At 75.0% G+C, this 22,204-nt stretch carries 13 protein-coding genes; 3 read left to right on the top strand and 10 right to left on the bottom strand.

Annotation, left to right across the window (positions count from 1 at the left end):
- Positions 1–2 precede the first annotated feature (2 nt).
- The 5 genes from AB0G79_RS22855 to AB0G79_RS22875 form a co-directional block, all read right to left on the bottom strand.
- On the bottom strand, positions 3–3,566 hold the full coding sequence (locus AB0G79_RS22855) for an ATP-dependent DNA helicase (RefSeq protein ID WP_360809229.1): 3,564 nt from the start codon (positions 3,564–3,566) through the stop codon (positions 3–5).
- A 46-nt stretch (positions 3,567–3,612) separates the two neighbouring features.
- Entirely contained in the window at positions 3,613–4,533 is a 921-nt protein-coding gene (locus AB0G79_RS22860; RefSeq protein ID WP_360809231.1) for a hypothetical protein, read from the bottom strand.
- 87 nt (positions 4,534–4,620) lie between these two features.
- A complete protein-coding gene (locus tag AB0G79_RS22865) occupies positions 4,621–5,391 on the bottom strand; it encodes a hypothetical protein (RefSeq protein ID WP_360809233.1) in 771 nt (256 codons plus the stop codon).
- 138 nt (positions 5,392–5,529) lie between these two features.
- On the bottom strand, positions 5,530–9,225 hold the full coding sequence (locus AB0G79_RS22870; protein ID WP_360809235.1) for a UvrD-helicase domain-containing protein: 3,696 nt from the start codon (positions 9,223–9,225) through the stop codon (positions 5,530–5,532).
- Positions 9,226–9,410: 185 nt separating this feature from the next.
- A complete protein-coding gene (locus AB0G79_RS22875; protein ID WP_360809237.1) occupies positions 9,411–9,776 on the bottom strand; it encodes an MGMT family protein in 366 nt (121 codons plus the stop codon).
- Positions 9,777–9,995: 219 nt separating this feature from the next.
- Between AB0G79_RS22875 and AB0G79_RS22880 the strand changes: the two genes are divergently transcribed.
- The 3 genes from AB0G79_RS22880 (at position 9,996) to AB0G79_RS22890 (ending at position 15,946) form a co-directional block, all read left to right on the top strand.
- Positions 9,996–12,620 (top strand): lysylphosphatidylglycerol synthase transmembrane domain-containing protein, encoded by a 2,625-nt coding sequence (locus AB0G79_RS22880; RefSeq protein ID WP_360809239.1) that lies wholly within the window; start codon positions 9,996–9,998, stop codon positions 12,618–12,620.
- 68 nt (positions 12,621–12,688) lie between these two features.
- A complete protein-coding gene (locus AB0G79_RS22885) occupies positions 12,689–14,332 on the top strand; it encodes an alpha/beta hydrolase (RefSeq protein WP_360809241.1) in 1,644 nt (547 codons plus the stop codon).
- Positions 14,333–14,395: 63 nt separating this feature from the next.
- Positions 14,396–15,946 (top strand): alpha/beta hydrolase, encoded by a 1,551-nt coding sequence (locus AB0G79_RS22890; RefSeq protein ID WP_360809243.1) that lies wholly within the window; start codon positions 14,396–14,398, stop codon positions 15,944–15,946.
- Between the two features lie 81 nt (positions 15,947–16,027).
- Here AB0G79_RS22890 and moeZ read toward each other — a convergent pair whose 3' ends face one another.
- From moeZ to AB0G79_RS22915, 5 genes are all read right to left on the bottom strand, one after another.
- Entirely contained in the window at positions 16,028–17,206 is a 1,179-nt protein-coding gene (gene moeZ, locus AB0G79_RS22895; RefSeq protein WP_360809245.1) for an adenylyltransferase/sulfurtransferase MoeZ, read from the bottom strand.
- Positions 17,207–17,269: 63 nt separating this feature from the next.
- Positions 17,270–18,028, bottom strand: a complete 759-nt coding sequence (locus AB0G79_RS22900) for a spherulation-specific family 4 protein (protein WP_360809247.1) — start codon at positions 18,026–18,028, stop codon at positions 17,270–17,272.
- The gene (locus AB0G79_RS22905; RefSeq protein WP_360809249.1) at positions 18,016–18,987 is read right to left on the bottom strand and encodes an NAD-dependent epimerase/dehydratase family protein; all 972 of its coding nucleotides are present in this window, start codon (positions 18,985–18,987) and stop codon (positions 18,016–18,018) included. Before AB0G79_RS22905 ends, AB0G79_RS22900 begins: the two co-directional genes overlap by 13 nt.
- Positions 18,988–19,114: 127 nt before the next feature.
- On the bottom strand, positions 19,115–20,398 hold the full coding sequence (locus AB0G79_RS22910; RefSeq protein WP_360809251.1) for a hypothetical protein: 1,284 nt from the start codon (positions 20,396–20,398) through the stop codon (positions 19,115–19,117).
- Positions 20,391–22,055: a glycosyltransferase gene (locus AB0G79_RS22915; protein ID WP_360809289.1), complete on the bottom strand. Its 1,665-nt coding sequence runs from the start codon at positions 22,053–22,055 to the stop codon at positions 20,391–20,393. The genes AB0G79_RS22910 and AB0G79_RS22915 overlap by 8 nt, the downstream gene beginning before the upstream one ends.
- Positions 22,056–22,204: the final 149 nt, after the last annotated feature.

Raw genomic sequence — 22,204 nt, forward strand, 5'->3', positions numbered from 1 at the left:
GCCTAGCCCCCCTCCGGGGGTGCCCCGCCCAGCAGGATCGCTTCCAGACCGGCGCGGCCGGGCAGCCTCGCCGGGCGGGCCACCTCGCCCGTCCTGACGTACACGAAGGCGGCCGTGACCTCCTCGGGCGCGAGGCCGTGCCGCTCGGCCCAGGCGAGCCGGTAGATCGCGAGCTGGAGGGGGTCGGCGGTGCGGTGGAGGCTGGTCTTCCAGTCCACGATCTCGTACGCGCCGGTCTCCTCGTCCCGGTAGACGGCGTCGATCCGGCCCCGGACGACCCGGCCCGCGAGGGTGAGGTGGACGGGGACCTCGACGCGGTACGGGGTCCGGCGGGCGTACTCCGTGCGGTCGAAGGCCTCCTTGAGGGCGTCGAGGTCCCGCTCGTCGAGGATCTCGGGCTCCCCGGCGAAGTCCTCGCCGCCGGGCAGCTCGTCGGGGCCGAGGAACGGCAGCGGGAGCTCCTCGAAACGGGACTCCACCCACGCGTGGAAGCGGGTGCCCCGGCGGGCCGCCGGCTGCGGCGGCCTGGGCATGGGGCGGGCCAGGTCCCGCGCGAAGCCGTCGGGGTCGTCGGCGAGGCGCAGCACCTGGGAGGCGGAGAGGTACGCGGGGAGCAGGACGTCCCGGGTGGTGGCGCGGGCGCGGCGGAGCTCGGTGGTGAGGGCGGTGAGGTCGCGGTCCCAGGAGGCGATGGTCCTGGCGTCCTCGGGGGTGAGGTCGGGGGTGAGGTCGGGTCCGTGGTCGGGTCCGTGGTCCGGCACCTCCGCCCGGGGCGCCGGGACCGCGTCGGCGTGGGTGTCCTCGGGGAGGGTCTCCTCGTCCTCGTCCCAGACGGGTTCCCGCTCCTCGGGCCAGGCGGGCTCCTCCTCGGTCCAGAGGTCCTCGGAGTGCGGGGCCTCGGAGTGCGGGGGCTCGGGGTTCGGGGGCTCGGGGTTCGGGGCCTCGGGCCGGAGGTCCTCGGGGTTCAGGGCCTCGGGGCTCTGGGCCCCGGAGTGCGGGGCCTCGGAGTGCGCGTCCGAGCGGTCGGGCGCCGCCTCGGGGCCGCCCGTGCCGGAGGTTTCGTACGCCCGCAGCCTGGTCCGCACGGCGTGGGCGGCCTCCCGGCGCCACGCCAGCGCCTCCTCGTCCAGCGGCAGCGGCCAGGCCTGGTCCTGGAGGTGCTCCGTCAGGGACGGGTTCTCCGCGTCCGCCGCCGGCTCCTCCGCCCAGACCTCGATGTCGCCGTGGCCGGTCTCGCAGTGCTCGTACAGCGCCTGGAGGAACTCCGAGGGGCCCCGCGGCTTCTTCTGGGCGGGCCCCCACCAGTGGGCGGAGCCGAGGAGGAGGGACCGGGGGCGGGTGAAGGTGACGTAGCCGAGGCGGAGCTCCTCGGTGTGCTGGTGGTCCTTCATGGCGGCCTTGAAGGCCGTCAGGGACTTGGCGTCCCAGGTGTCGATCGCTGGCAGCGTCGGGGCGTCGCCGCGCAGGGCGTGCGGGAGGACCTGGGGCTGCGCGGTCCACGCCTCACGCGCGCGTGCGCTGGGGAAGGCGTCGGCGACGAGGCCGGGCACGGCGACGACGTCCCACTCCAGGCCCTTGGACTTGTGGGCGGTGAGGACCTTCACCGTGTTCTCGCCGCCGGGGAGCGCGTTGTCGAGGCCCTTCTCGAACTGGGCGGCCGTCCGCAGGAAGCCGAGGAACGCCAGCAGGCTCGCCTCCCCGTCGAGGGAGGCGAAGCCGGCGGCGATGTCCAGGAAGTTCGACAGGGTCTCGCGGCGGCGGGCCGCCAGGGCGTGCGGGGAGGCCGAGAGCTCGACCTCCAGGCCCGTCGCGCCGAGGATCCGGTGCAGGACGTCCATGAGGGGGTCGGCGAGCGAGGAGCGCAGGGCACGCAGCTCGGTGGCGAGCCGCGCGAAGCGGACGCGCGCCTCGGCGGAGAAGGGCAGGCCGTCGTCGGCGGCGCCGCCGGAGTCGAGGAAGGTGTCGAGCGCGTCGGCGAGCGAGATCACCTCGGCCGGGTCGACGCCCTCGACGGCGGCGGCGAGCCGCTGCTCGGGATCCGGCTCGTCGCCGCCCCGGTGGACGAGGAGGCGGGCGCGGCGGCCGAGGAGGGCGAGGTCGCGGGGGCCGATGCGCCAGCGGGGGCCGGTGAGGAGCCGGACGAGGGAGGCGTTGGCCCCCGGGTCCTGGAGGACCTCGCAGACGGCGACGAGGTCGGCGATCTCGGGGAGGTGCAGCAGGCCGGAGAGGCCGACGACCTCGACCGGCACGTCACGGGCGACGAGGGCCGCGTGGAGGGCGGGGAAGTCGGTGGCGGTCCGGCACAGGACGGCCATCTCGCCGGGTTCGCGGCCGGTGCGGACGAGGTGGGCGAGGGAGTCGGCCAGCCAGTCGATCTCCTCGGCGTGGGTGGGGAGGAGCGCGATGCGCACGCTGCCGTCGGCCTCGGCGCCGGGCGCGGGCCGCAGCGCCTCCACGCCCGCGTGCATGGCGCGCAGCGGGGCGGCGAGGCGGTTGGCGAGGTCGAGGAGGCGGCCGCCGCTGCGGCGGTTCTCGGAGAGCGAGTAGCGGCTCGCGGGGGTGCCGTCGGCGTACGGGAAGTGGTCGGGGAAGTCGTCGAGGTTGGCCACGGAGGCGCCGCGCCAGCCGTAGATGGCCTGGCAGGGGTCGCCGACGGCGGTGACGGCGTGGCCCGTGGCCGTACCGGCGGGGTCGCGGCCGAAGAGGCCGGAGAGCAGCAGCCGCTGCGCGACGGAGGTGTCCTGGTACTCGTCGAGCAGGACGACCCGGAACTCGTCGCGGAGGATCGTGCCGACCTCGGGCCGGGTGGTGGCGAGCTCGGCGGAGAGGGCGATCTGGTCGCCGAAGTCGAGCAGGTCGCGGGAGCGCTTGGCGGCACAGTAGCGGACGACGAGGTCGAGGAGTTCGCGGCGGGCGGCGGTGGCCTCGGGGATCTTGCGCAGCTCGGCGTTGGTGAGCTTGGCACCGGCGAGGGCGGTGAGGAGCTCGGAGTCGTACGCCAGGAGCTCGTCGGGCCGTACGAGGTGCTCGGCGAGCTCGCCGTCGAGGGCGAGGAGGTCGGTGACGAGGGTCGCGAAGGACTTCGTCAGGGCGGGGTACGGGCCGGGGGCCTCGCGCAGCACGCGCGCGGCGAGCTGGTAGCGGGTGGCGTCGGCGAGGAGCCGGGAGGTGGGCTCCAGGCCGATGCGGAGGCCGTGGTCGGTGAGGAGCTGCCCGGCGAAGGCGTGGTACGTCGAGATGCGGGGCTCGCCGGGGGGATTGTCGGGGTCGATCGTGTCCGGGTCGGTGACGCCCGCGCGGACCAGGGCGGTGCGGACGCGCTCGGCGAGCTCGCCCGCGGCCTTGTTGGTGAAGGTGAGGCCGAGGACCTGCTCCGGGGCGACCTGGCCCGTGCCCACCAGCCAGACCACGCGCGCGGCCATCACCGTCGTCTTGCCGGAACCCGCTCCGGCCACGACGACCTGCGGGGCGAGCGGCGCGGTGATGCAGGCCGTCTGCTCCGGGGTGAAGGGGATGCCGAGCAGCTCCTTGAGCTCCTCGGGGTCGCCGATTCGTGCGGTGGTCACCCCAAAGAGGCTAACGGGACCGACTGACAATCCCCTGTGCCCCGGATCACGTGGCCGTGCCCTGCTCCAGCTTCGCGAGGTCCACCGTCTCCGAGGCCGGCGGCACGGTCACCCGGACCGGCTCGTCGTAGTCGGAGAGGATCATCGAGCCGGGGCCGTCGCCGCCCGTCTTGACCATCTTGAGGATGTACGGCTTGCCCTCCCGGGAGACGGAGACGGTGGTCGTCTCGCCGTCGGCCTTCTTCTGCACGAGGGTGGCGACGGGCACGCCGTTCACCTCGCCGTCCTCGCCCCGGACCAGGCCGGCGTGCTCCGCCCTGTCGTCGTCGAGGTCGGCGAGCAGCCCCTTCAGGTCGCAGACGCCGCTGAGGTCGCCGCTGCCGGCCTGGCCGGGGGCGATCTTCAGCCAGCGGCCCTTGACGAGCTCCACGACGGTGTCGATCTGGGCCGGGGGCATGCCCTGGGAGGTCATGGAGGCCCGCCAGAAGGGCTCGTCGCCCTTCATGTACGTGATGTCGTCGGCCCGGCGGAGTTCGGCGGTGCCGCCCTCGATCGCCATCTCGCCGGTGCAGTCGCCCCGGTCGTCGAGGGCGAAGTCGATGTCGAGCGGCTGGTCGTCGGCGACGACCCGGCCGGTCATGCGCAGCGAGGTCGCGGACTGGGTGGCGGCGATCGCGCGGTCGCCGATCTCGTCGGCGGAGAGCCCGGCGAAGGGGTCCGGGGAGGGGGCGGGCGCGGGGGCGGCCGGTACGGAGGCGGCGGCGTCCGGTACGGAGGCGGCCGGGGCGGGGGCGACCGGGGCCTGTGCCGGGGCCGCCGCCCAGGCCGCCACCGCGGGCGCGGGGCCCGCGACGGCGACGGCGGCGCAGACGACGGCCGCGGCGCGGAGCCTCCCGTGGAAACGGGAGCGGGTCTGGTGCTGGTGCCGGTCCTCGGAGTGGGACCGGGGCTGGGGCTGGGGCGCCATGCGAGCCTCCTCGCGGATTCCCCGAGGCTCCCACCAGCGTCGCCCCGCGCGCGCGTGGCCGCTACTTCTGCGGGTTCGCGGAGGGCGTCAGGAGGCCGTGAGGGTCTTCATCAGCTGCTCCATGTCGACGGTCTCGCCGGCCGGCGGGGCCGTGACGGTGACCGGCTTGTCGAAGTCGCCGAGGGTCATCGTGCCGGGCTCCTTGCCGCCGGTCTCGACGACGCGCAGGATGTACGGCTTGGCGGCGTCCCTGGCGACGTAGAACGTCGTGGTCTCGCCCTTGTCGCCCTTCTTCACCAGCGTGGCGGCGGCCTTGCCGTCCACGTCGGCGTCGTCGCCGCGGGTCATGCCCTTGCGGGGCGTGTCCTCGTCCATGTCCTTGACGATGGCCTTGAGGTCGCAGAAGGCGGCGGTGTCGCCGTCGGCACCGGCGGGCATCGCCAGCCAGCGGCCCTTGAGGGCGTTGGACATGGCGTCGGTCTCGCCCGCCGAGGCGCCCTCCTCGCCGCCGGAGGAGCGCCAGAAGGCCTCGTTGCCCTTCATGTAACTGGTGTCGCCGGTGCCGATGACCTCGGCGGTCCCGCCCTTGGCGGCCTTCATCGAGCCCTTGCAGGTGCCCTTGGCGTCGACGGAGAAGTCGACGGTCATCTCCTCGCCGTCGGTCGTGCCGGTGCCGGTCATGCGGAAGGCGGTGGCCGCCTTCGTCGTGGCGACGGCCTTGTCGGCGATGGCCTCGGCGGTGAGCCCCTTGAAGGGGTCGGCGGCGGCCTTGTCCTCGCCCTGGGAGCAGCCCGTGACCCCCGCGGCCACGACCGCGCAGATCGTCGCGGTCATCCAGAGCTTCCGGTCGGCCCTCATGTGCTTACCCCTCACGGCGTTCTTTCTCAGCTTTCCTTTACGGCGCCCTTATGGGCCGCACAGGGAAGTGACCCGTGGGCACGGGGAAAGGTTGCATAAGCGGAGCGTGACGCTCCACACAGATCATGTGACAGTTCGTCACTCCACGACCTGACGGCCCTCCGGCTGCGCGCTGCACGAGGCACGGAAGGAGCAGGTCGTGCAGTGCCGGCCGGTCGTGGGCGTGAAGCGCTCGTCGAGGACCCGCCCCGCGGCCGTGGCGAGCAGGTCGCCGACCCACTCCCCCGCCAGGGGCTCCTGGGCCTGGACCTTCGGCAGGGCGTCCCCGCCCTCCTTCTTCGGGGCAGCCTGCCGCAGCTGTACGAGCTCGGCGCCCCCCGGCTCCGGGCGGCGGCCGTCGAAGACCTCGTCGAGGGCGCCCTCGCGGACGGCCAGCTGGTAGACGGCGAGCTGCGGGTGGTGGGCGACCTCGTCCCGGGTGGGGGCCGACTTCCCGGTCTTGAAGTCGACGACGTACGCGCGCCCGTGTTCGTCGGTCTCCACGCGGTCCATGGAGCCGCGGATGCGGACCTCGTACTCCCCCGCCTCCAGGGTCACGTCGAAGCCGTGCTCCGAGGCGGCGGGGGTCCGGCCGCCCCGGTCCATGACGTGCCAGCGCAGGAAGCGTTCCAGCGCCACGCGCGCGTGGGCCTTCTCCTGGGAGCTCTTCCAGGGGGCGTCGAAGGCGAGGGCGTCCCAGACCGAGTCCAGGCGGGCCATCAGGACGTCCAGGTCGGCCGGCGTACGGCCGGAGGCGACCTCGTCGGCCAGGACGTGCACGACGTTGCCGAAGCCCTGGGCGGCGGTGGCCGGGGCCGCGGCCTTCACCTCGCGGCCCAGGAACCACTGGAGCGAACAGGTGGTGGCGAGGTTCTCCAGGGCGCTCGGCGACAGCGCGACCGGCCGGTCCCGCTCCCGCAGCGGTACGGCGCTCCGCGTCGGCTCGTCCAGCCCCCACCAGCGCTCCGGGTGCGCGGCGGGCGCCAGCGGCTGGCCGTCCTCGTCGACGAGCGCGGCGAGCGAGGCGAGGCGCTGCGCGGCGGCGTCGCGGAGCGCGGGCGAGGCCGCCGGGTCGACGGTCGTCGCGCGGAGCTCCGCGACCAGGGCGGAGACGGCCAGGGGCCGGCGGGGGCGGCCCGGGACCTCCTTCGGCTCGACGCCGAGCTCCGTGAGGAAGCGGGACGGCTGGTCGCCGTCCTCGGCCGGGGCCTTCACCGCCGTGACGACGAGGCGGTCACGCGCGCGCGTGGCGGCGACGTAGAAGAGACGGCGCTCCTCGGCGAGGAGGGCGCCGGGGGTGAGGGGCTCGGCGAGGCCGTCGCGGCCGATGCGGTCGGCTTCGAGGAGGGAACCGCGGCGGCGGAGGTCGGGCCAGAGGCCCTCCTGCACGCCCGCGACGACGACGAACCCCCATTCGAGGCCCTTGGAACGGTGGGCGGTCATCAGGCGGACGGCATCGGGGCGGGTGTGGCGGCGGGTCAGGGTGTCGGCGGCGATGTCCTGGGCGTCGAGCTCCTCCAGGAAGTTGAGGACGCCACGGCCGCCGACGCGCTCCTCGGCGCGGGCGGCGGTCTCGAACAGCGCGCAGACGGCGTCGAGGTCGCGGTCGGCGTTGCGGCCGGCCGGGCCGCCGCGGAGGGCGGCGCGCTCCAGGCGGTCGGGCCAGGTGGTGCCGCTCCAGAGCGCCCACAGGGCCTCCTCGGCGGTGCCGCCCTCGTCGAGGAGCGTGCGGGCCCTGCGGAGCAGCTCGCCGAGCCGCTTCGCGCCGCGCGCGTAGGCGGAGTCGTGGGCGACGAGACGCTCGGGCTCGGCGAGGGCGCGGGCGAGGAGGACGTCGGAGGGGGGCGGGAGCTTGTTGCCGGCGGCGCGCTCCTCGTCGCGGAGGGCGCGGGCGAGGCGGCGGAGGTCGGCGGGGTCGGTGCCGGCGAGCGGGGAGGCGAGGAGTTCGAGCGCGACGTCGACCGCGATCCAGCCGACGCCGTCCCCGTGCCGGGCGCCGTCCCCGTGCCGGGCGCCGTCGGGCGAGCCGGCACCCGGGTCCGAGCCGAGCTCGGGCTCTCCCGAGGCGGACGCCCCTTCGGCGGTGGCGGCGGTACGGCCGGAGGCAGGGGCCGACAGCGCGGCGCCGTGGTCGGTCGTGCCCACCCGCCCCCAGGGCTCCGCCTGGGAGGTACCCCCGGCCCCGGCGGAACGCGTGCCCACAACCGTGTCGGGCCCGACCCTGGCCAGGTCGGCCCCCGGCTCCGGGATCATCCCCGGCTCGGGTGCGGCGGGGCCCCGGCCCGGCCCGGCAGCGGCGTCATCCGGCCCGGCAGAGGACCGGCCCGGCCCGGCAGAGGCGTGATCCGGCGCGAGCTCGGGCCCGGCCTCGGCCGGGCCGGCCCCCGGCTCCGGGGTCGGTGCCGGCTCGCCGTGCTGGGCCTTGGCCAGGGTTCGGAGGGCCAGGAGGAGGGGGGCGACCGCCGGTTCGTGGCGGAGGGGGGTGTCGGCCGTGTCCGTTTCCACCGGGACTCCTGCCGAGGTCAGGGCTCGGCGGAGGCCGGGGAGGGCGGAGGAGGCGCGGGTCAGGACGGCCATGTCCTGCCAGGGGACGCCGTCCTCCAGGTGGGCGCGGCGGAGGAGGTCGGCGATGTTCTCGGCCTCCGCCGAGGCCGTCGGGTACGTGTACGCCTCCGCCCGGCCCCCCGGCCGCGCCGCCGTCAGTTCGCGGTGCGCGCGGACCTTCTCCGCGGGCAGCCGGGTCAGCGGCATGCGGTGCGTGAGGAGGCGGCTCGCCGCCAGGAGGTCCGCGCCGGCCCGGCGGGAGGTGCCGAGGACGCGGACGTCCGCGCCCCCGAACGCCGTCGGGAAGTCGAGGATGCCGTTCACGTCGGCGCCCCGGAACGCGTAGATCGACTGGTCGGGGTCGCCGAAGGCGACGACGGTCCGCCGCCCGCCGCCCGTCAGCGCGTGCAGCAGCCGGACCTGGGCCGGGTCCGTGTCCTGGTACTCGTCGACGTAGACGACGTCGTACTCGGGGAGCGGCGCCTCGCCCGCCAGCAGGACCGCGCGGTGGACCAGTTCCGTGTAGTCCAGGACGCCCTGGAGGTCGAGGACGTCGAGGTACTCCGCGAGGAAGCCCGCCGCCGCCTTCCAGTCCGGGCGGCCGACCCGGTCCGCGAAGCGGGCCAGGGCGTCCGGCCCGAGGCCCAGCTCGCGCGAGCGCGCGAGGACCGCCCGCACCTCGTCGGCGAAGCCCCGCGTCGTGAGGCAGGCGCGCAGCTCGTCGGGCCAGCCGACCCGGCCGAGCCCGGCCTTCTCCAGGTCGATCTGGCCCGCGAGCAGCTCGCGCACGGCGAGGTCCTGCTCGGGTCCGGAGAGGAGGCGCAGCGGTTCGGCGAAGAGCTCGGCGTCCTGGTGGGCGCGGATCAGGGCGTAGCAGTACGAGTGGAAGGTCGTCGCCTGCGGCGGGCGCCGCCCGCCGAGCCGCGTCGCCATCCGGTCGCGGAGCTCGACCGCCGCCTTGCGGCTGAAGGTGAGGACGAGGATCCGCTCGGGGTCCGCGCCGCTCTCCATCCGGGCGGCGACCGACTCCACCAGCGTCGTCGTCTTCCCGGTGCCCGGTCCGGCGAGGACGAGAAGTGGTCCGCCGGCGTGGTCAACCACTTCCCTCTGCACTGCGTCCAGCTGAGGGGGGTCCACCGGTGCCGGCGCGGTGCGCACCAGCCGGTACGCCCCCGTGGTCCGCTGCCGGCCCGAACCCGGGTACGGCTGTCCCTGGTGCGGCGCGTGCCGGGTGGTGGAGGAGGAGCTCACGTGGTTCGCCGGTCCTGGGAAGGGAAGCAGTGCAGGTGGTACGGATGGTGCGGGTGGTGCGGGTGAGACGTCCCGCCGCCGCGGCCGTCGCGACGACCGCCGCGACGGCCGTCGTCGCGCGGGACGCGACCATCGACGTTACGCGAAAGGCGCCCGCGCCGAGCCCCGCTCCGTACCGAACCTCCTCACGTGTGACGTCCGTCCCAACGGGCCCGCCGCATGTCGATCTTCGGCACGTGCCCCTCCGCCGCCGCGCCCGCCTCCCGCAGCGGCGTCCCCTCCTCGCGGTAGTGCCCGAGGGCCCGCAGCTCGTGCCCGGGCAGCAGCGTCCCGTCCGCGCGGACCACGCGCCACCACGGCGCCGACCCGCCGTACAGCGCCATGACCCGGCCGACCTGCCGGGGCCCTCCCTCGCCGAGCCATTCGGCCACGTCGCCGTAGGTCATCACCCGCCCGGTCGGGATCGCGTCGGCGACGTCGAGCACCCGCTCCGCGTACGCGGGCAGCTCTCCGGTGTCTCCCACGGGCTCCTCCGTACTCATCCGTGTCATCCTGCCTCACCCCACCGACATGGCCCTGATGCCTCCGTCCGGCGGCTCTTCGTGCCACCATCGTGCGGGCGGTGACTGGTGATACGAGATCAAGAGCGACAAGCAGACACAAACGGGGAAGCCCCCGGCACACAGGCACAGACGCAGACACACACGCAGACACAGACGCACACGCACGAGCACGGACGAGACGCGCACGCAGGGACGGACAACACGGTGATGGGCCAGGACACCCAACCTCCCGAGGGGGGCGAGGCGGGCGTGCCCGAGCGGGTCTCCGGGGACGAACCCCTGCTCGCCGCCCGTGTCCACCGGCCCTCGGACCTCATGCGGCTGCTCGCCGGTCTGCTCGCCATCGGTCTCGTCATCGCCGTGGCCGCCTTCGCGCACGCGACGACCTCCGGTCTCGAGGAGGACATCAACAAGGGGGCCGTCGGCGCCCCCGACGTCTTCGTCAAGATCGCCGGTCTCGTCTCCTCCATCGCCGTCCTGCTCTTCCCCGTCGCCTTCGCCATCGAGCGGCTGATCAAACGCGACGGACTGCGCATCGCCGACGGCGTCCTCGCCGCCGTCCTCGCGCACGGCGTCACCCTCGCCACCGATCTCTGGGTCGCCCAGGGCGCTCCCGCCACCATCCAGGACGCGCTGACGCAGCCGCAGTCCGGCGGCGGGCTCACCGACCCCGTCCACAACTACCTCGCGCCCGTCATCGCGTACATGACCGCCGTCGGCATGGCCCGCAGGCCCCGCTGGCGGATCTCGCTCTGGGCGGTGCTGCTGCTCGACGCGTTCACGATGCTGGTGGCCGGCTACACCACCGCGCTCTCGATCATCCTGACCGTCCTCATCGGCTGGACGGTCGCGTACGGCACGCTGTACGCGGTCGGGTCGCCGAACGTCCGGCCCACCGGGCAGACGCTCCTCGCCGGCCTCCGCCGCGTCGGCTTCCGCCCCGTCACGGCGCTGCGCGCCGAGGGCGTCCCCGACGCCTCGGACATCGGCGACCGGGGCCGCCGGTACATCGTCACCCTGGAGGCCGGGCCGCCGCTCGACGTCACCGTCGTCGACCGCGAGCAGCAGGCGCACGGCTTCTTCTACCGGCTCTGGCGACGGATCACCCTCCGCACCATCAGCACCCGCCGTTCGATCGTCTCGCTCCGCCAGGCCCTGGAGCAGGAGGCCCTCCTCGCCTACGCGGCCATCGCCGCCGGGGCGAACGCGCCCAAGCTGATCGCGACCTCCGAGCTCGGTCCCGACGCCGTCATGCTCGTGTACGAGCACATCGGCGGCCGGAGCCTGGACTCCCTGGACGACGACGAGATCACCGACGAGCTCGTCCGGGGCGCGTGGCGCCAGGTGAAGGCGCTCCAGTCGCGCCGGATCGCCCACCGCAGGCTCGCGGGCGACGCGATCCTGGTGGATCGTTCCGGCAGGGTCTTCCTGACCGACCTGCGCGGCGGCGAGATCGCCGCCGGCGACCTGATCCTGCGCATGGACATCGCGCAGCTCCTCACCACCCTCGGCCTGCGGGTCGGGGCCGAGCGCGCGGTCGCGGCGGCCGTGGAGGTCCTCGGGCCCGACGCCGTCGCCGACTGCATGCCGCTGCTCCAGCCGATCGCGCTGAGCCGCTCCACGCGCGCGACGCTGCGGAAGCTGGCCCGCGAGCGTTCGCAGCGCGAGCGCGAGGCCGTCCTCGCCGCCTCCGAGGCCGCCAAGCACGAGCGGGGGCTCGCGAAGGCCGAGGCCGCGGCCGGCAAGAAGGCCGTACGGGCCGAGAAGAAGGCCGACAAGAAGGCCGAGAAGCGCGCCCTCGACACGGCGCTCGACGAGGCCCGCGAGGAAGATTTGCTCGCCCAGATCCGGCGGCAGGTGCTCCTCATCCGCCCCCAGGCGCCGGTCGAGCCGGTCCGCCTGGAGCGGATCAAGCCGCGGACGCTCGTCAGCCTGATCGCGGGCGCCATCGCCGCGTACTTCCTCTTCGCGCAGATCGCCAAGACCCCGCTGTCCACGATCAGCGAGGCCGACTGGCGCTGGGTGGCGGCGGCCGTCTTCTTCTCCGCGGTCAGCTACGTGGCCGCCGCGATGAGCCTCCTCGGCTTCGTGCCGGAGCGGGTCGGGTTCTGGCGGACGGTGGCGGCGCAGGTCGCCGGCTCGTTCGTGAAGATCGTCGCCCCGGCGGCGGTCGGCGGCGTCGCCCTGAACACCCGCTTCCTCCAGCGCGCGGGCGTACGCCCGGGGCTCGCGGTAGCCAGCGTGGGCGCGTCGCAGCTGTTCGGGCTCGGCTGCCACATCCTGCTCCTCCTCGCCTTCGGCTATCTGACGGGTACGGAGAAGTCGCAGGAGTTCACCCCGTCGAGGACCGTCATCGCCGGCCTCCTCACGGTCGCGGTGCTCGTCCTCGTGGTGACGGCGATCCCCTTCATGCGGAAGTTCGTGTCGACCCGGCTGCGCTCGCTCTTCGCCGGTGTCGTGCCGCGCATGCTGGACGTGCTCCAGCGCCCGATGAAGCTGGTCACCGGCATCGGCGGCATGCTGCTCCTCACCGTCGTCTTCGTCCTCTGCCTCGACGCCTCGATCCGGGCCTTCAGCCACGGGGAGCAGACGATCAGCTACGCGAGCGTGGCCGTCGTCTTCCTCGCGGGCAACGCGCTCGGCTCGGCGGCGCCGACGCCGGGCGGTGTCGGCGCGGTCGAGACCGCCCTCACCTTCGGTCTCGTCGCCGTCAACCTGCCCCTGGAGGTCGCCACCCCGGCGGTCCTGCTCTACCGCCTCCTCACCCTGTGGCTGCCGGTGCTCCCGGGATGGATCTGCTTCAACTGGCTGACGAAGCGCCAGGCGCTCTGACCGGCCGTCGTGCCCCACTTGGACCTCCGCCCCGCGCGGAGGTCCGGGTCCCGGCCCACGATGGGCCTATGCCGATCTCCGCCGCCCAGCGCGCCACCCGGCGTGCCGCCCGTCGCACCGCCCGCCGCGCCGCCCTGCTCACCGCGACGACCGTGTTGCTCGCCGCCGGGTGCTCGGAGGGCGGGGACGACACGGCGACCCCGACGACGGACACGTCCGCCGGGGCCTCGGCCGGGGTCTCGGCGGGCGTCTCACCGGGGGTCTCCGCACTCGCGGCGCAGAAGCTCGCCTGGGCCGCCTGCCCCGCGCCCTCCGCCGCCGAGGGCGGCGGCGCCGCGCCCTCCCCGCTCCCCGGGGGCACGGCCTGGGAGTGCGCCTTCCTCCAGACCCCGCTGGACTGGTCGGAGCCGGACGGCGAGACGATCGAACTGGCCCTCATCCGCGCCAGGGCCCGTGACGCCGACGCCCGGATCGGCTCGCTCCTCTTCAACTTCGGCGGCCCCGGCGGCTCCGGCGTCACCGGCCTCCCCGGCTTCGCCTCCGACTACGAGACCCTCCGCGGCCGCTACGACCTCGTCTCCTTCGACCCGCGCGGGGTCGGCCGCAGCGCCCCCGTCGACTGCGCCACCGACAAGGAGCTCGACGCCTACTACGCGCTCGACTTCACCCCCGACACCGAGGCCGAGGAACGGACCCTGTCCGACGCGCAGAAGAGGTACGCGTCCGGCTGCGAGAAGGACTCGGGCACCACCCTCCCGCACGTCGGCACCGAGAACGCGGCCCGCGACATGGACCTCATGCGCCAGGTCCTCGGCGACGACAAGCTCCACTACTTCGGCATCTCGTACGGCACCGAACTCGGCGGCGTCTACGCCCACCTCTTCCCGAAGAACGTCGGCCGGGCCGTCTTCGACGCCGTCGTCGACCCGGACGCCGGCGTCGAGGACGGCGCCCTCGGCCAGGCCAAGGGCTTCCAGCTCGCCCTCGACAACTTCGCCCAGGACTGCGTGGACCGCGGCGACGAGTGCACCCTGCCCGGTACGAGCGTGGCCGAGGTCGAGTCCTTCGTCACCGACCTCCTCGCAGCCCTCGACAAGAAGCCGATCCCCGGCATCGGCAACCGCGAGCTCACCCAGACCCAGGCCCTGAACGGCATCGCGCAGAGCCTGTACTCGAAGGACTACTGGCCCTACCTGGAGCAGGGCCTCGAAGCGGCCGACGGCGGCGACGGCGCCCTCCTCCTCACGCTCTCGGACGCGATGAACGGCCGCGACCAGAACGGCAGCTACAGCAACATCCAGGCCGCGAACGCCGCCATCAACTGCGTCGACTTCAAGGAGCGCTACACCCTGGGCCAGGCCAAGGAGCGCCTCCCCGAGTTCCGCGAGGCCTCCCCCGTCTTCGGCGACTACATGGGCTGGGCCCTCTCGGGCTGCTCCCAGTGGCCGGTGCCCGGCACCTGGGACCACCCCGACGTCTCCGCCCCCGGCTCCGCCCCGATCCTCGTCGTGGGCACGACCGGCGACCCGGCGACCCCGTACGAGGGCACGCGCGCGATGGTCAACGCCCTCGGCGAGGGCGTGGGCGTGGAGCTGACGTACGAGGGCGAGGGCCACGGCGCCTACAACGGCGGCAACACGTGCGTGAAGAAGGCCGTCGACGGCTACCTCCTGAACGGCAGGGCCCCGGCCTCGGGCACCGTCTGCAAGTGAGGGCCGCCGCCCCCGCGAACGCCCCATAGGATGGGCGGCCTTGCCGGGAACCTGGGGGAACACATGCTCATACGTGGACGCGTGACCGCGCTCGCCGTGACCGGCGTCCTGGTCACGGTGGCGGGCTGTACGGGCGGGGGGACCCCGGCCGCCTCGCCGAAGCCCGTGGCCCCCGCCACCGCCCCGCCCTCCGCCGACGCGGAGCAGACCGCCGACGCGAAGCCCCCCGCCCCACTCCCCGCTCCCTCGTGGAAGCGCTGCGAGGCCCCCGAGGGCGGCGAGCGCCCCGGCTCCGACTGGCGCTGCGCGACCGTCGAGGTCCCGCTCGACCACGCGAAGCCGGGCGGCGCCACGATCCCGATCGCCCTGATCCGCAAGCAGGCCACCGACCCCGGCGACCGGATCGGTTCGCTCCTCTTCAACTTCGGCGGTCCCGGCGCCTCCGGCGTCGACATCCTGCCGCGCGCCGCCGCCGAGTACGCGGCCCTCGGCGAGCGCTACGACCTCGTCGGCTTCGACCCGCGCGGCGTGGCCCGCAGCTCCGGCGTGGTCTGCCGGGACGACGCCGCCCAGGCCGCCGCCGAGGCCTCGGTCGACCAGACGCCGGACACGCCCGCCGAGGAGGCCGCGTTCCTGAAGGACGCCGCCGACTTCGGCGCCGGCTGCGCCCGCCGCTCCGGCGCCGTCATCCCGTACACGACGACCAGCGCCACCGCCCGCGACCTCGACCTGATCCGGCGGGCCCTCGGCGACGAGAAGCTGCACTACTTCGGCATCTCGTACGGGACGCAGCTCGGCGGCACCTACGCTCACCTCTTCCCGGAGCACGTCGGCCGGATCGTCCTCGACGCGGTCGTCGACCCGACCGCCGACTCCACGGCGCACGCCCGCCACCAGACGGTCGGCTTCCAGCGGGCCCTGGACAACTACCTCCGGAGCACCGGCCGGGACCCGAAGGCCGGGACGGCGCGGATCGCGCGCCTGCTGGAGCGGCTCGACCGGGAGCCGCTGAAGGTCGGCGACCGCAGCCTCACCGACGGCCTCGCGCTCACCGGCATCGCGGTCACGCTGTACGGACAGGCCAACTGGCCCGTCCTCACCCAGGCCCTGGAGCAGGCCGAGCGGGGCAGCGGCGCCCAGCTGCTCGCGCTGGCCGACGCGTACAACGACCGGGACGCCTCGGGCCACTACGCCACCCAGTCGCACTCGCAGCGGGCGATCTCCTGCGCCGACTCCTCCGCGCGGCCGACGGCCGGGCAGGCGAAGGCGCTGCTGCCGGAGTTCCGGAGGCTCTCGCCGGTCTTCGGCGCGTTCCTCGCCTGGGACACCGCCGGCTGGTGCGCGGACTGGCCGGTGAAGGGCGAGCGGGCGACGCCGGAGGCGAGCGCCCCGGGCGCGGCCCCGGTCCTGGTCGTCGGCACGACGGGCGACCCGGCGACGCCGTACGAGGGCGCGGAGCGGATGGCGGCGGAGCTCGGCGAGGGCGTCGGGATCCTGGTCACGAACAAGGGCGAGGGGCACGGGGCGTACGGCACCTCGCCGTGCGTGACGCGGACGGTCGACGCGTACCTGCTGGCGGGGAAGGTCCCGGCGTACGGCACGACCTGCGGGTGAGCGGGGACGCGGAAGGGCCCGGACCCCTCGGGAACGAGGAGGTCCGGGCCCTTCCGTACGTGGTCCGGTGGACCGGGAGTCCTAGTAGACCGGCTTCTCGGGCTCGATCTGGTGGACCCAGCCGATCACGCCGCCGCCGACGTGCACGGCGTCCGCGAAGCCCGCGGACTTGAGCACGGCGAGGACTTCCGCACTGCGGACACCCGTCTTGCAGTGCAGGACGATGCGCTTGTCCTGCGGGAGGTCCTGGAGGGCGGTGCCCATCAGGAACTCGTTCTTCGGGATCAGGCGGGCGCCGGGGATCGAGACGATCTCGTACTCGTTGACCTCGCGGACGTCGATGATGTCGATGTTCTCGCCGTCGTCGATCCACTCCTTGAGCTGCTTGGGAGTGATCGTGGAGCCGAGCGCCGCCTCCTGGGCCTCCTCGGACACGACGCCGCAGAAGGCCTCGTAGTCGATGAGCTCGGTGACGGTCGGGTTCTCGCCGCAGACCGCGCAGTTCGGGTCCTTGCGGACCTTGACCTGGCGGTACTGCATCTCCAGGGCGTCGTAGATCATCAGGCGGCCGACCAGCGGGTCGCCCACGCCTGCGAGGACCTTGATGGCCTCGGTGACCTGGATGGAGCCGATCGACGCGCAGAGCACGCCGAGGACGCCGCCCTCGGCGCAGGACGGGACCATGCCCGGCGGCGGGGGCTCCGGGTAGAGGCAGCGGTAGCAGGGGCCGTACTCGGACCAGAAGACCGAGGCCTGGCCGTCGAAGCGGTAGATCGAACCCCAGACGTACGGCTTGTTGAGCAGCACGCAGGCATCGTTCACCAGGTAGCGCGTGGCGAAGTTGTCGGTGCCGTCGACGATCAGGTCGTACTGGCTGAAGATGTCCATCACGTTCTCGGCCTCGAGCCGCTCTTCGTGGAGGATCACGTTCACGTACGGGTTGATGCCGAGCACGCTGTCGCGCGCCGACGCGGCCTTGGAGCGGCCGATGTCGGACTGGCTGTGGATGATCTGGCGCTGGAGGTTCGACTCGTCGACCTCGTCGAACTCCACGATGCCGAGCGTGCCCACGCCGGCGGCGGCCAGGTACATCAGCGCCGGGGAGCCGAGGCCACCGGCGCCGACACACAGCACCTTGGCGTTCTTCAGCCGCTTCTGCCCGTCCATCCCGACGTCCGGGATGATCAGGTGGCGGGAGTACCTGCGGACCTCGTCTACGGTGAGCTCGGCAGCCGGCTCGACCAGGGGTGGCAGCGACACGGGGACTCCGGTTGTCGGTATGTCAGTACGGTTGTTCTCCCCGTAACACTGCCACGCCCCTCCTCATTCCGAGACACCCGGTCCGATCCGCGAGACGATTTCGTCCCAGTAGCCGGGCAGCGAGTGGAATGGGTCACTTTGTCCCGGCGGGCAGGAGCGGTCCGCCGGCCGGTCGGTGAAGAAGATCGTCCCGGCGCCCTGCCAGCGGGCGATCCGCAGCGCCTCGTCGAGGTGCGTGCGCGGGACGCCGTGGACGAGGTGGACGAACTTCGCCTCCGGGTAGTCGGCGGTCCACTCCGCCACCTGCGACCAGCGGTAGTCCACCCACGCGCCGGAGAAGGTGACCAGCTGGTCGGCGGTCTCCGCGTACCCCGGGTGGGGGTGGGTGCCGTGGCCGAGGACGAGGTGGGCCCCGTCGCCGAGCACGGTCCGCAGGCGGTCGGTGAGCCGCCGCGTCCCGGCCAGGTCGGCCCGGTCGGCGGGGGCCCGGTCCAGGTAGTAGCCGTCGGCCCGGTACCAGTCGCGGAAGTGCTCGGCGTCCGCGACCAGCTCGCCCAGCGGCCGGGAGCCGTGGGCGAGGTCGAGGTGGCCGAGGAGCCGGACCCCGGCGCTCCCGAGCCTGCCCGCCGCCGCGAGGCAGTGCGGGTCGGGGCGGCTGCCGGGGCCGTTCGCGACGTTGAGCACGGCCCAGTGCACGGGGGTCCCGGGGCGGGTCAGCTCGGCCCACTCGACGGGGGCGAGGAGGGGGTGGGCGTAGCCGGGGACGCCCACCCCGAGGGCCTGGACCGCCCCCGCCGAGGAGGGGGCCGTCAGATGCGACACGCCGCCTCCATCCAGATGTCGGCGAGGGACTCCTCCAGGTTGATCCGGGGCCGCCAGCCGAGCCGGTCGCGGGCGGTCCGCACGTCGGCCTGCTGCCAGGGTCCGCAGCCGTCGGGGTACGGGTACGGGGCCGAGGCCAGCTGCTCGGCGATGGTCCCCTCGGTGCGGGGGGCGCCGATCATGGGGCGCTGCGGGATGCCGTGCGGGCCGTCCAGCTCGTGGAGGTTGCCGGTGTAGCCGGCGACCCGGGCGAGGACGGCGGCGGCGTCGCGGAGCCGGACCGCGCGGCCGGTGCCGATGTTGACGACGCCCTGGGCGGCGGAGAGCGAGGCCGCGTGGACGGCCCTGGCGACGTCCCGGACGTCGACGAAGTCCCGCTGCACGCCGAGGCCGCTGAGCTTCAGCTCGCCGTCGCCCGCCTGCATCGCGCGGCGCATCGCCTCGGCGAGGCGGCCGAGCGGCGAGCCGGCGGGGGTGCCGGGGCCGACGGGCGAGAAGACCCGCAGGACGACGGCGTCGAGGCCGGAGCCGAGGACGAGCTCGGTGGCGGCGAGCTTCGACACGCCGTACGGGCCTCCGGGGCGCGGGACGGCGTCCTCGGCGGTGGAGGAGCCGGGCTGGCTCGGCCCGTACTCCGAGGCGCAGCCGACCTGGACGAGCCGGGCGCCGCAGCCGCTGCGGCGCAGGGCCTCGCAGACGGTGGCGACGGCGATGGTGTTGTGCCGGGTCAGCTCGCGGGCGCCGCCCCGGGTGGCGCCCGCGCAGTTGACGACGACGCCGGGGTGGACGGCGTCCAGGAAGCGCGTGAGCGCGCCCGGGCTGCCGGTGGCGAGGTCGAAGCGGACGTCGGCGTCGTCGCCGCGGCCGAGGGCGGTGAGGTGGACGGCCGGGTCGGCGAGCAGCCGGTCGGCGACGAAGCGGCCGATGAAGCCGTTGGCTCCGAGCAGTAGCACCCTCATCGTGCGGCCCCTGTGTGCCGACCGGCCGGTCCTTGGGATCGAGGGGTCATGGTCTTCGTTCTCCTAGCGGGGTGAGAGGGGTGGTGGAGGTACGCCCGCGGCGTCGGCTCCGCGGGTGCACGGGGTCTCAGGGAGTCGCGTGGGCGGAGGCCCTGGCGAGGGCGCCGGTCGCGTGGGCCAGCAGGCCGAGCGCGGCGGCACCGCAGACGAGGGTGGGTACGGCCCCGGGCCCCGCGGCGTCGACGAGGGCGCGCACGGGGGCGGCGAGCGCGTCGAATCCGGGGACGGGGAGGCGGGCGGCGAGGACGCTCGCGAGGGCGAGCGCCTCGGCGGCGCAGGTGGCGGCGAGCGCGGCGGTGGCCGTCTCGGGGAAGCCGTGGACGGTCAGGAGCCGGGCGAGCAGCAGGAGCGTGCCGAGGGCGAGGGCGCCGGGGCTGAAGCCGGTGAGGGCGAGCAGCCCGGCGAGGGCCAGCAGCTGGAGGGTGACGGTGCCGAGGAGCAGCGGCCTCGCCCGGGCGGCGAAGTCGGCGAGCCCCCTGCTCTCGGCGATACGGCGGCGGGCGAGGGTCGCGAAGAGGTGCGCGGACCAGGTGGCGGGGGCGACGGCGAGCGCCAGCGCGAGGAGCGGTCCCGGGGTGAGCTCCCAGCGCCCGTCGGGGCCGCCGGCGAGCACCTGGGCGAGGAGCCCGTCGCCCGCGACGGCGTACGCGAGGAGCCAGAGGGTCCAGAGCCCGGCGGCGGGCAGGGCCCTGCCGCCGGGGGCGCGCAGCGGGCCGCGCCGGACGGCGAGGAGGAGCGCGCCGGTCAGCCCGAGGGCACCGGCGACGCCGACGGCGACGCGCGGGGCCCCGTGGGTGAGGGCGAGTCCGAGACCGCCGAGCGCGGCGACGGCGCCGGGCGCGAACGCGGCGAGCACCCAGGGCGCGCGGACCGGCTCGCCCGTCGCGGGGGCGACGGGTGCCTCGCGCCCGCGGGGCACGCGCGCGTACAGCTCCTCGGCGAGCGAGAACACGTCCCGGTGCCGGAACCGCGCGGCGGTCCGGTCGGTGAACCCCTGGGCTTCCAGGCCGGCGGCGATCTCCAGCGGGTCGACGGCCCGCTCGCACAGCTCGCGGTGCCGGTGCATGAGCACCTTGACGGGGTCGGCGTTCCCCCGCCGCCCCCGGGCCCCGCCGGCCGCCGCGGCGTCCGCGCTCCCCCGCCGCCAGGCGGCCCCGGCGACGGGCGGCCCGGGCCGGTCGACGCCTCCGGGCTCGGGATCGGGATCGGGCGAGGCCGGGGTCGGGGTCGGGGCCGAGGGCGGGGTTATCGGTGCGGAGGTGGTGTCCAGGAGGGCCCTGGAGTGGGGGTCCCAGGCTCCGGGGCTCGTGGGGGCGGCGGGGCCGCGCATCGGGGTGTCTCCTTCAGGCATCGGGGGCTCCTGTGGCCGCCGTCATCGGCGCCGGGTGCGTCCAGCTGCCGGGTACGTGCGCCTCGGCCGGGTGGGCGAAGGGGACGCCGTCCCCGGGGCGGTGGCGTACCGGCGCGTGGGAGAGGAGCTCCAGGTAGATGCCGCGGAACGCGGCGAGGTTCTGTTCGACGGTGAAGAGTTCGAGGGCGCGGGCCCGGGCCGCCGCGCCGAGCCGGTGGCGGCGCTCCGGGTCCCGCAGCAGCGCCAGGCACGCGTCGGCGAGCGCGCGGGGGTTGCGCGGCGGCACGACGAGCCCGGTGCCGCCGATGACCTCGACGACCGCGCCGACGTCCGTGGAGACCGTGGCCCGCGCGCAGAACATCGCCTCGACGAGGCTCGTCGGGAAGCCCTCGACGACGCTGGAGAGGACGACGACCGCGGCGGAGGCGTAGGCGTCCTCGAGGGTGGGGGCCTCGGGGCCGCCCAGCTCCTCGAAGGTGACCGGGTTCTCCCCGACCGCGTGCGCGCCCGCCGCCTCGTCGGGGAAGAGCTGCGCCGCGAAGGCCTTGCAGTGGGCGAGGTACGTGTTCCCGCACGCCTCGTCCGCGCGCGGCACGGCGACGATCCGCAGCCGGGCGTCGGGCTGGCGCGCCCGGACGTCGGCGAAGGCGTGGAGGAGCGCGACCAGGTCCTTGGCGGGTTCGACGCGCCCGATCCACACGAGGGTCGCGGGGTCCCCGCTCTCCTCGTCCTCGCCGACCTCGGCGAACCGCTCGGCCGCCATCCCGGGGTGGACCGTCGTGATCCGCGCCCGGTCGGCCCCGCACCGCTCCTGCCAGCGCCTGGCGTGGGCGTCGCCGGGGGTGAGGACGGCGGCCTGCCGGTACGTCTCCGCGGCGAGCCGGCCGTGCAGTGCGGCGAGCAGCGCCCGCAGCGGGGCGGAGCGGTCGGCGGCGTCCGGGGCGAGGTAGTGGGCGCGGAGCCCGACCCCGTACTCCGTGACCAGGAGCGGCGTCCCGAAGAAGCGTTTGGCCAGGAGGCCCGGGAGGGCGGTCGTGCCGCCCGCGGTCGCGTGGCAGACGTCGACGGCGCCGAGCGCGTCCTCCGTGTACCAGTCGAAGGAGAGCGGGCGCAGGGCGCGCTCCAGGTGGTCGGCGAAGGCGAGGTGGTCGGGGAGGCCGGCCGCGGCGGCGGTACGGCGTGCGCCGGGGGCGCGGCAGGCGGCTTCGAGGGTCCGGACGGCGTCGTCGGAGCGGAGCGCGCCGGGCAGTCCGCCGCGCTCGCGGGCGAGGTCGGCCAGGGCGTGGAGGCCGGCGGAGAAGGGGGTCTCGGACGTCGTGCCGGCCGCGGGTACGACGTCGGCCTCGGCGCAGATGCCGTCGGCGAGGGCGCGGTAGGCCTCCGTGAACCGGCGGCGGTCCCTGCGGCCGTACGCCTTGCGGGAGACGCGGTCCTCGCCGAACGCGGCCCGCTCGATGCGGCTCGTCGCGGCGGGGCGGTCCCCGGTGCGGGCGATCCGCGCGTTCGGCGGAAGGCCGTCCGGCGAGGGATCGCCGTCACCGCGCGCGTACACCTCGAACCGGTGCTGCCCGAGCCCCCGGACGAGCCGGTCGCACCACAGCCCGGACGCACCGGTGGCGCCCGGGAAACCGCCCTCCGTGAGCAGTCCGATCCGCACGAGCACACACCCCCGATCTCCCTTGACGGCGGCCACCGTGGGTCCGGTGACTCGCAGCGGGAAGAACGTAAGCGGAGGAACCGGTGGTTGGGGGGGGGCTGGTCGGCCGTCGGTCCCGGGTCCGCCGACCTCCGGCATTGGAACGAGCA

Source organism: Streptomyces sp. NPDC020807 (assembly GCF_040641575.1).
In the GTDB taxonomy this organism is placed as follows: domain Bacteria; phylum Actinomycetota; class Actinomycetes; order Streptomycetales; family Streptomycetaceae; genus Streptomyces.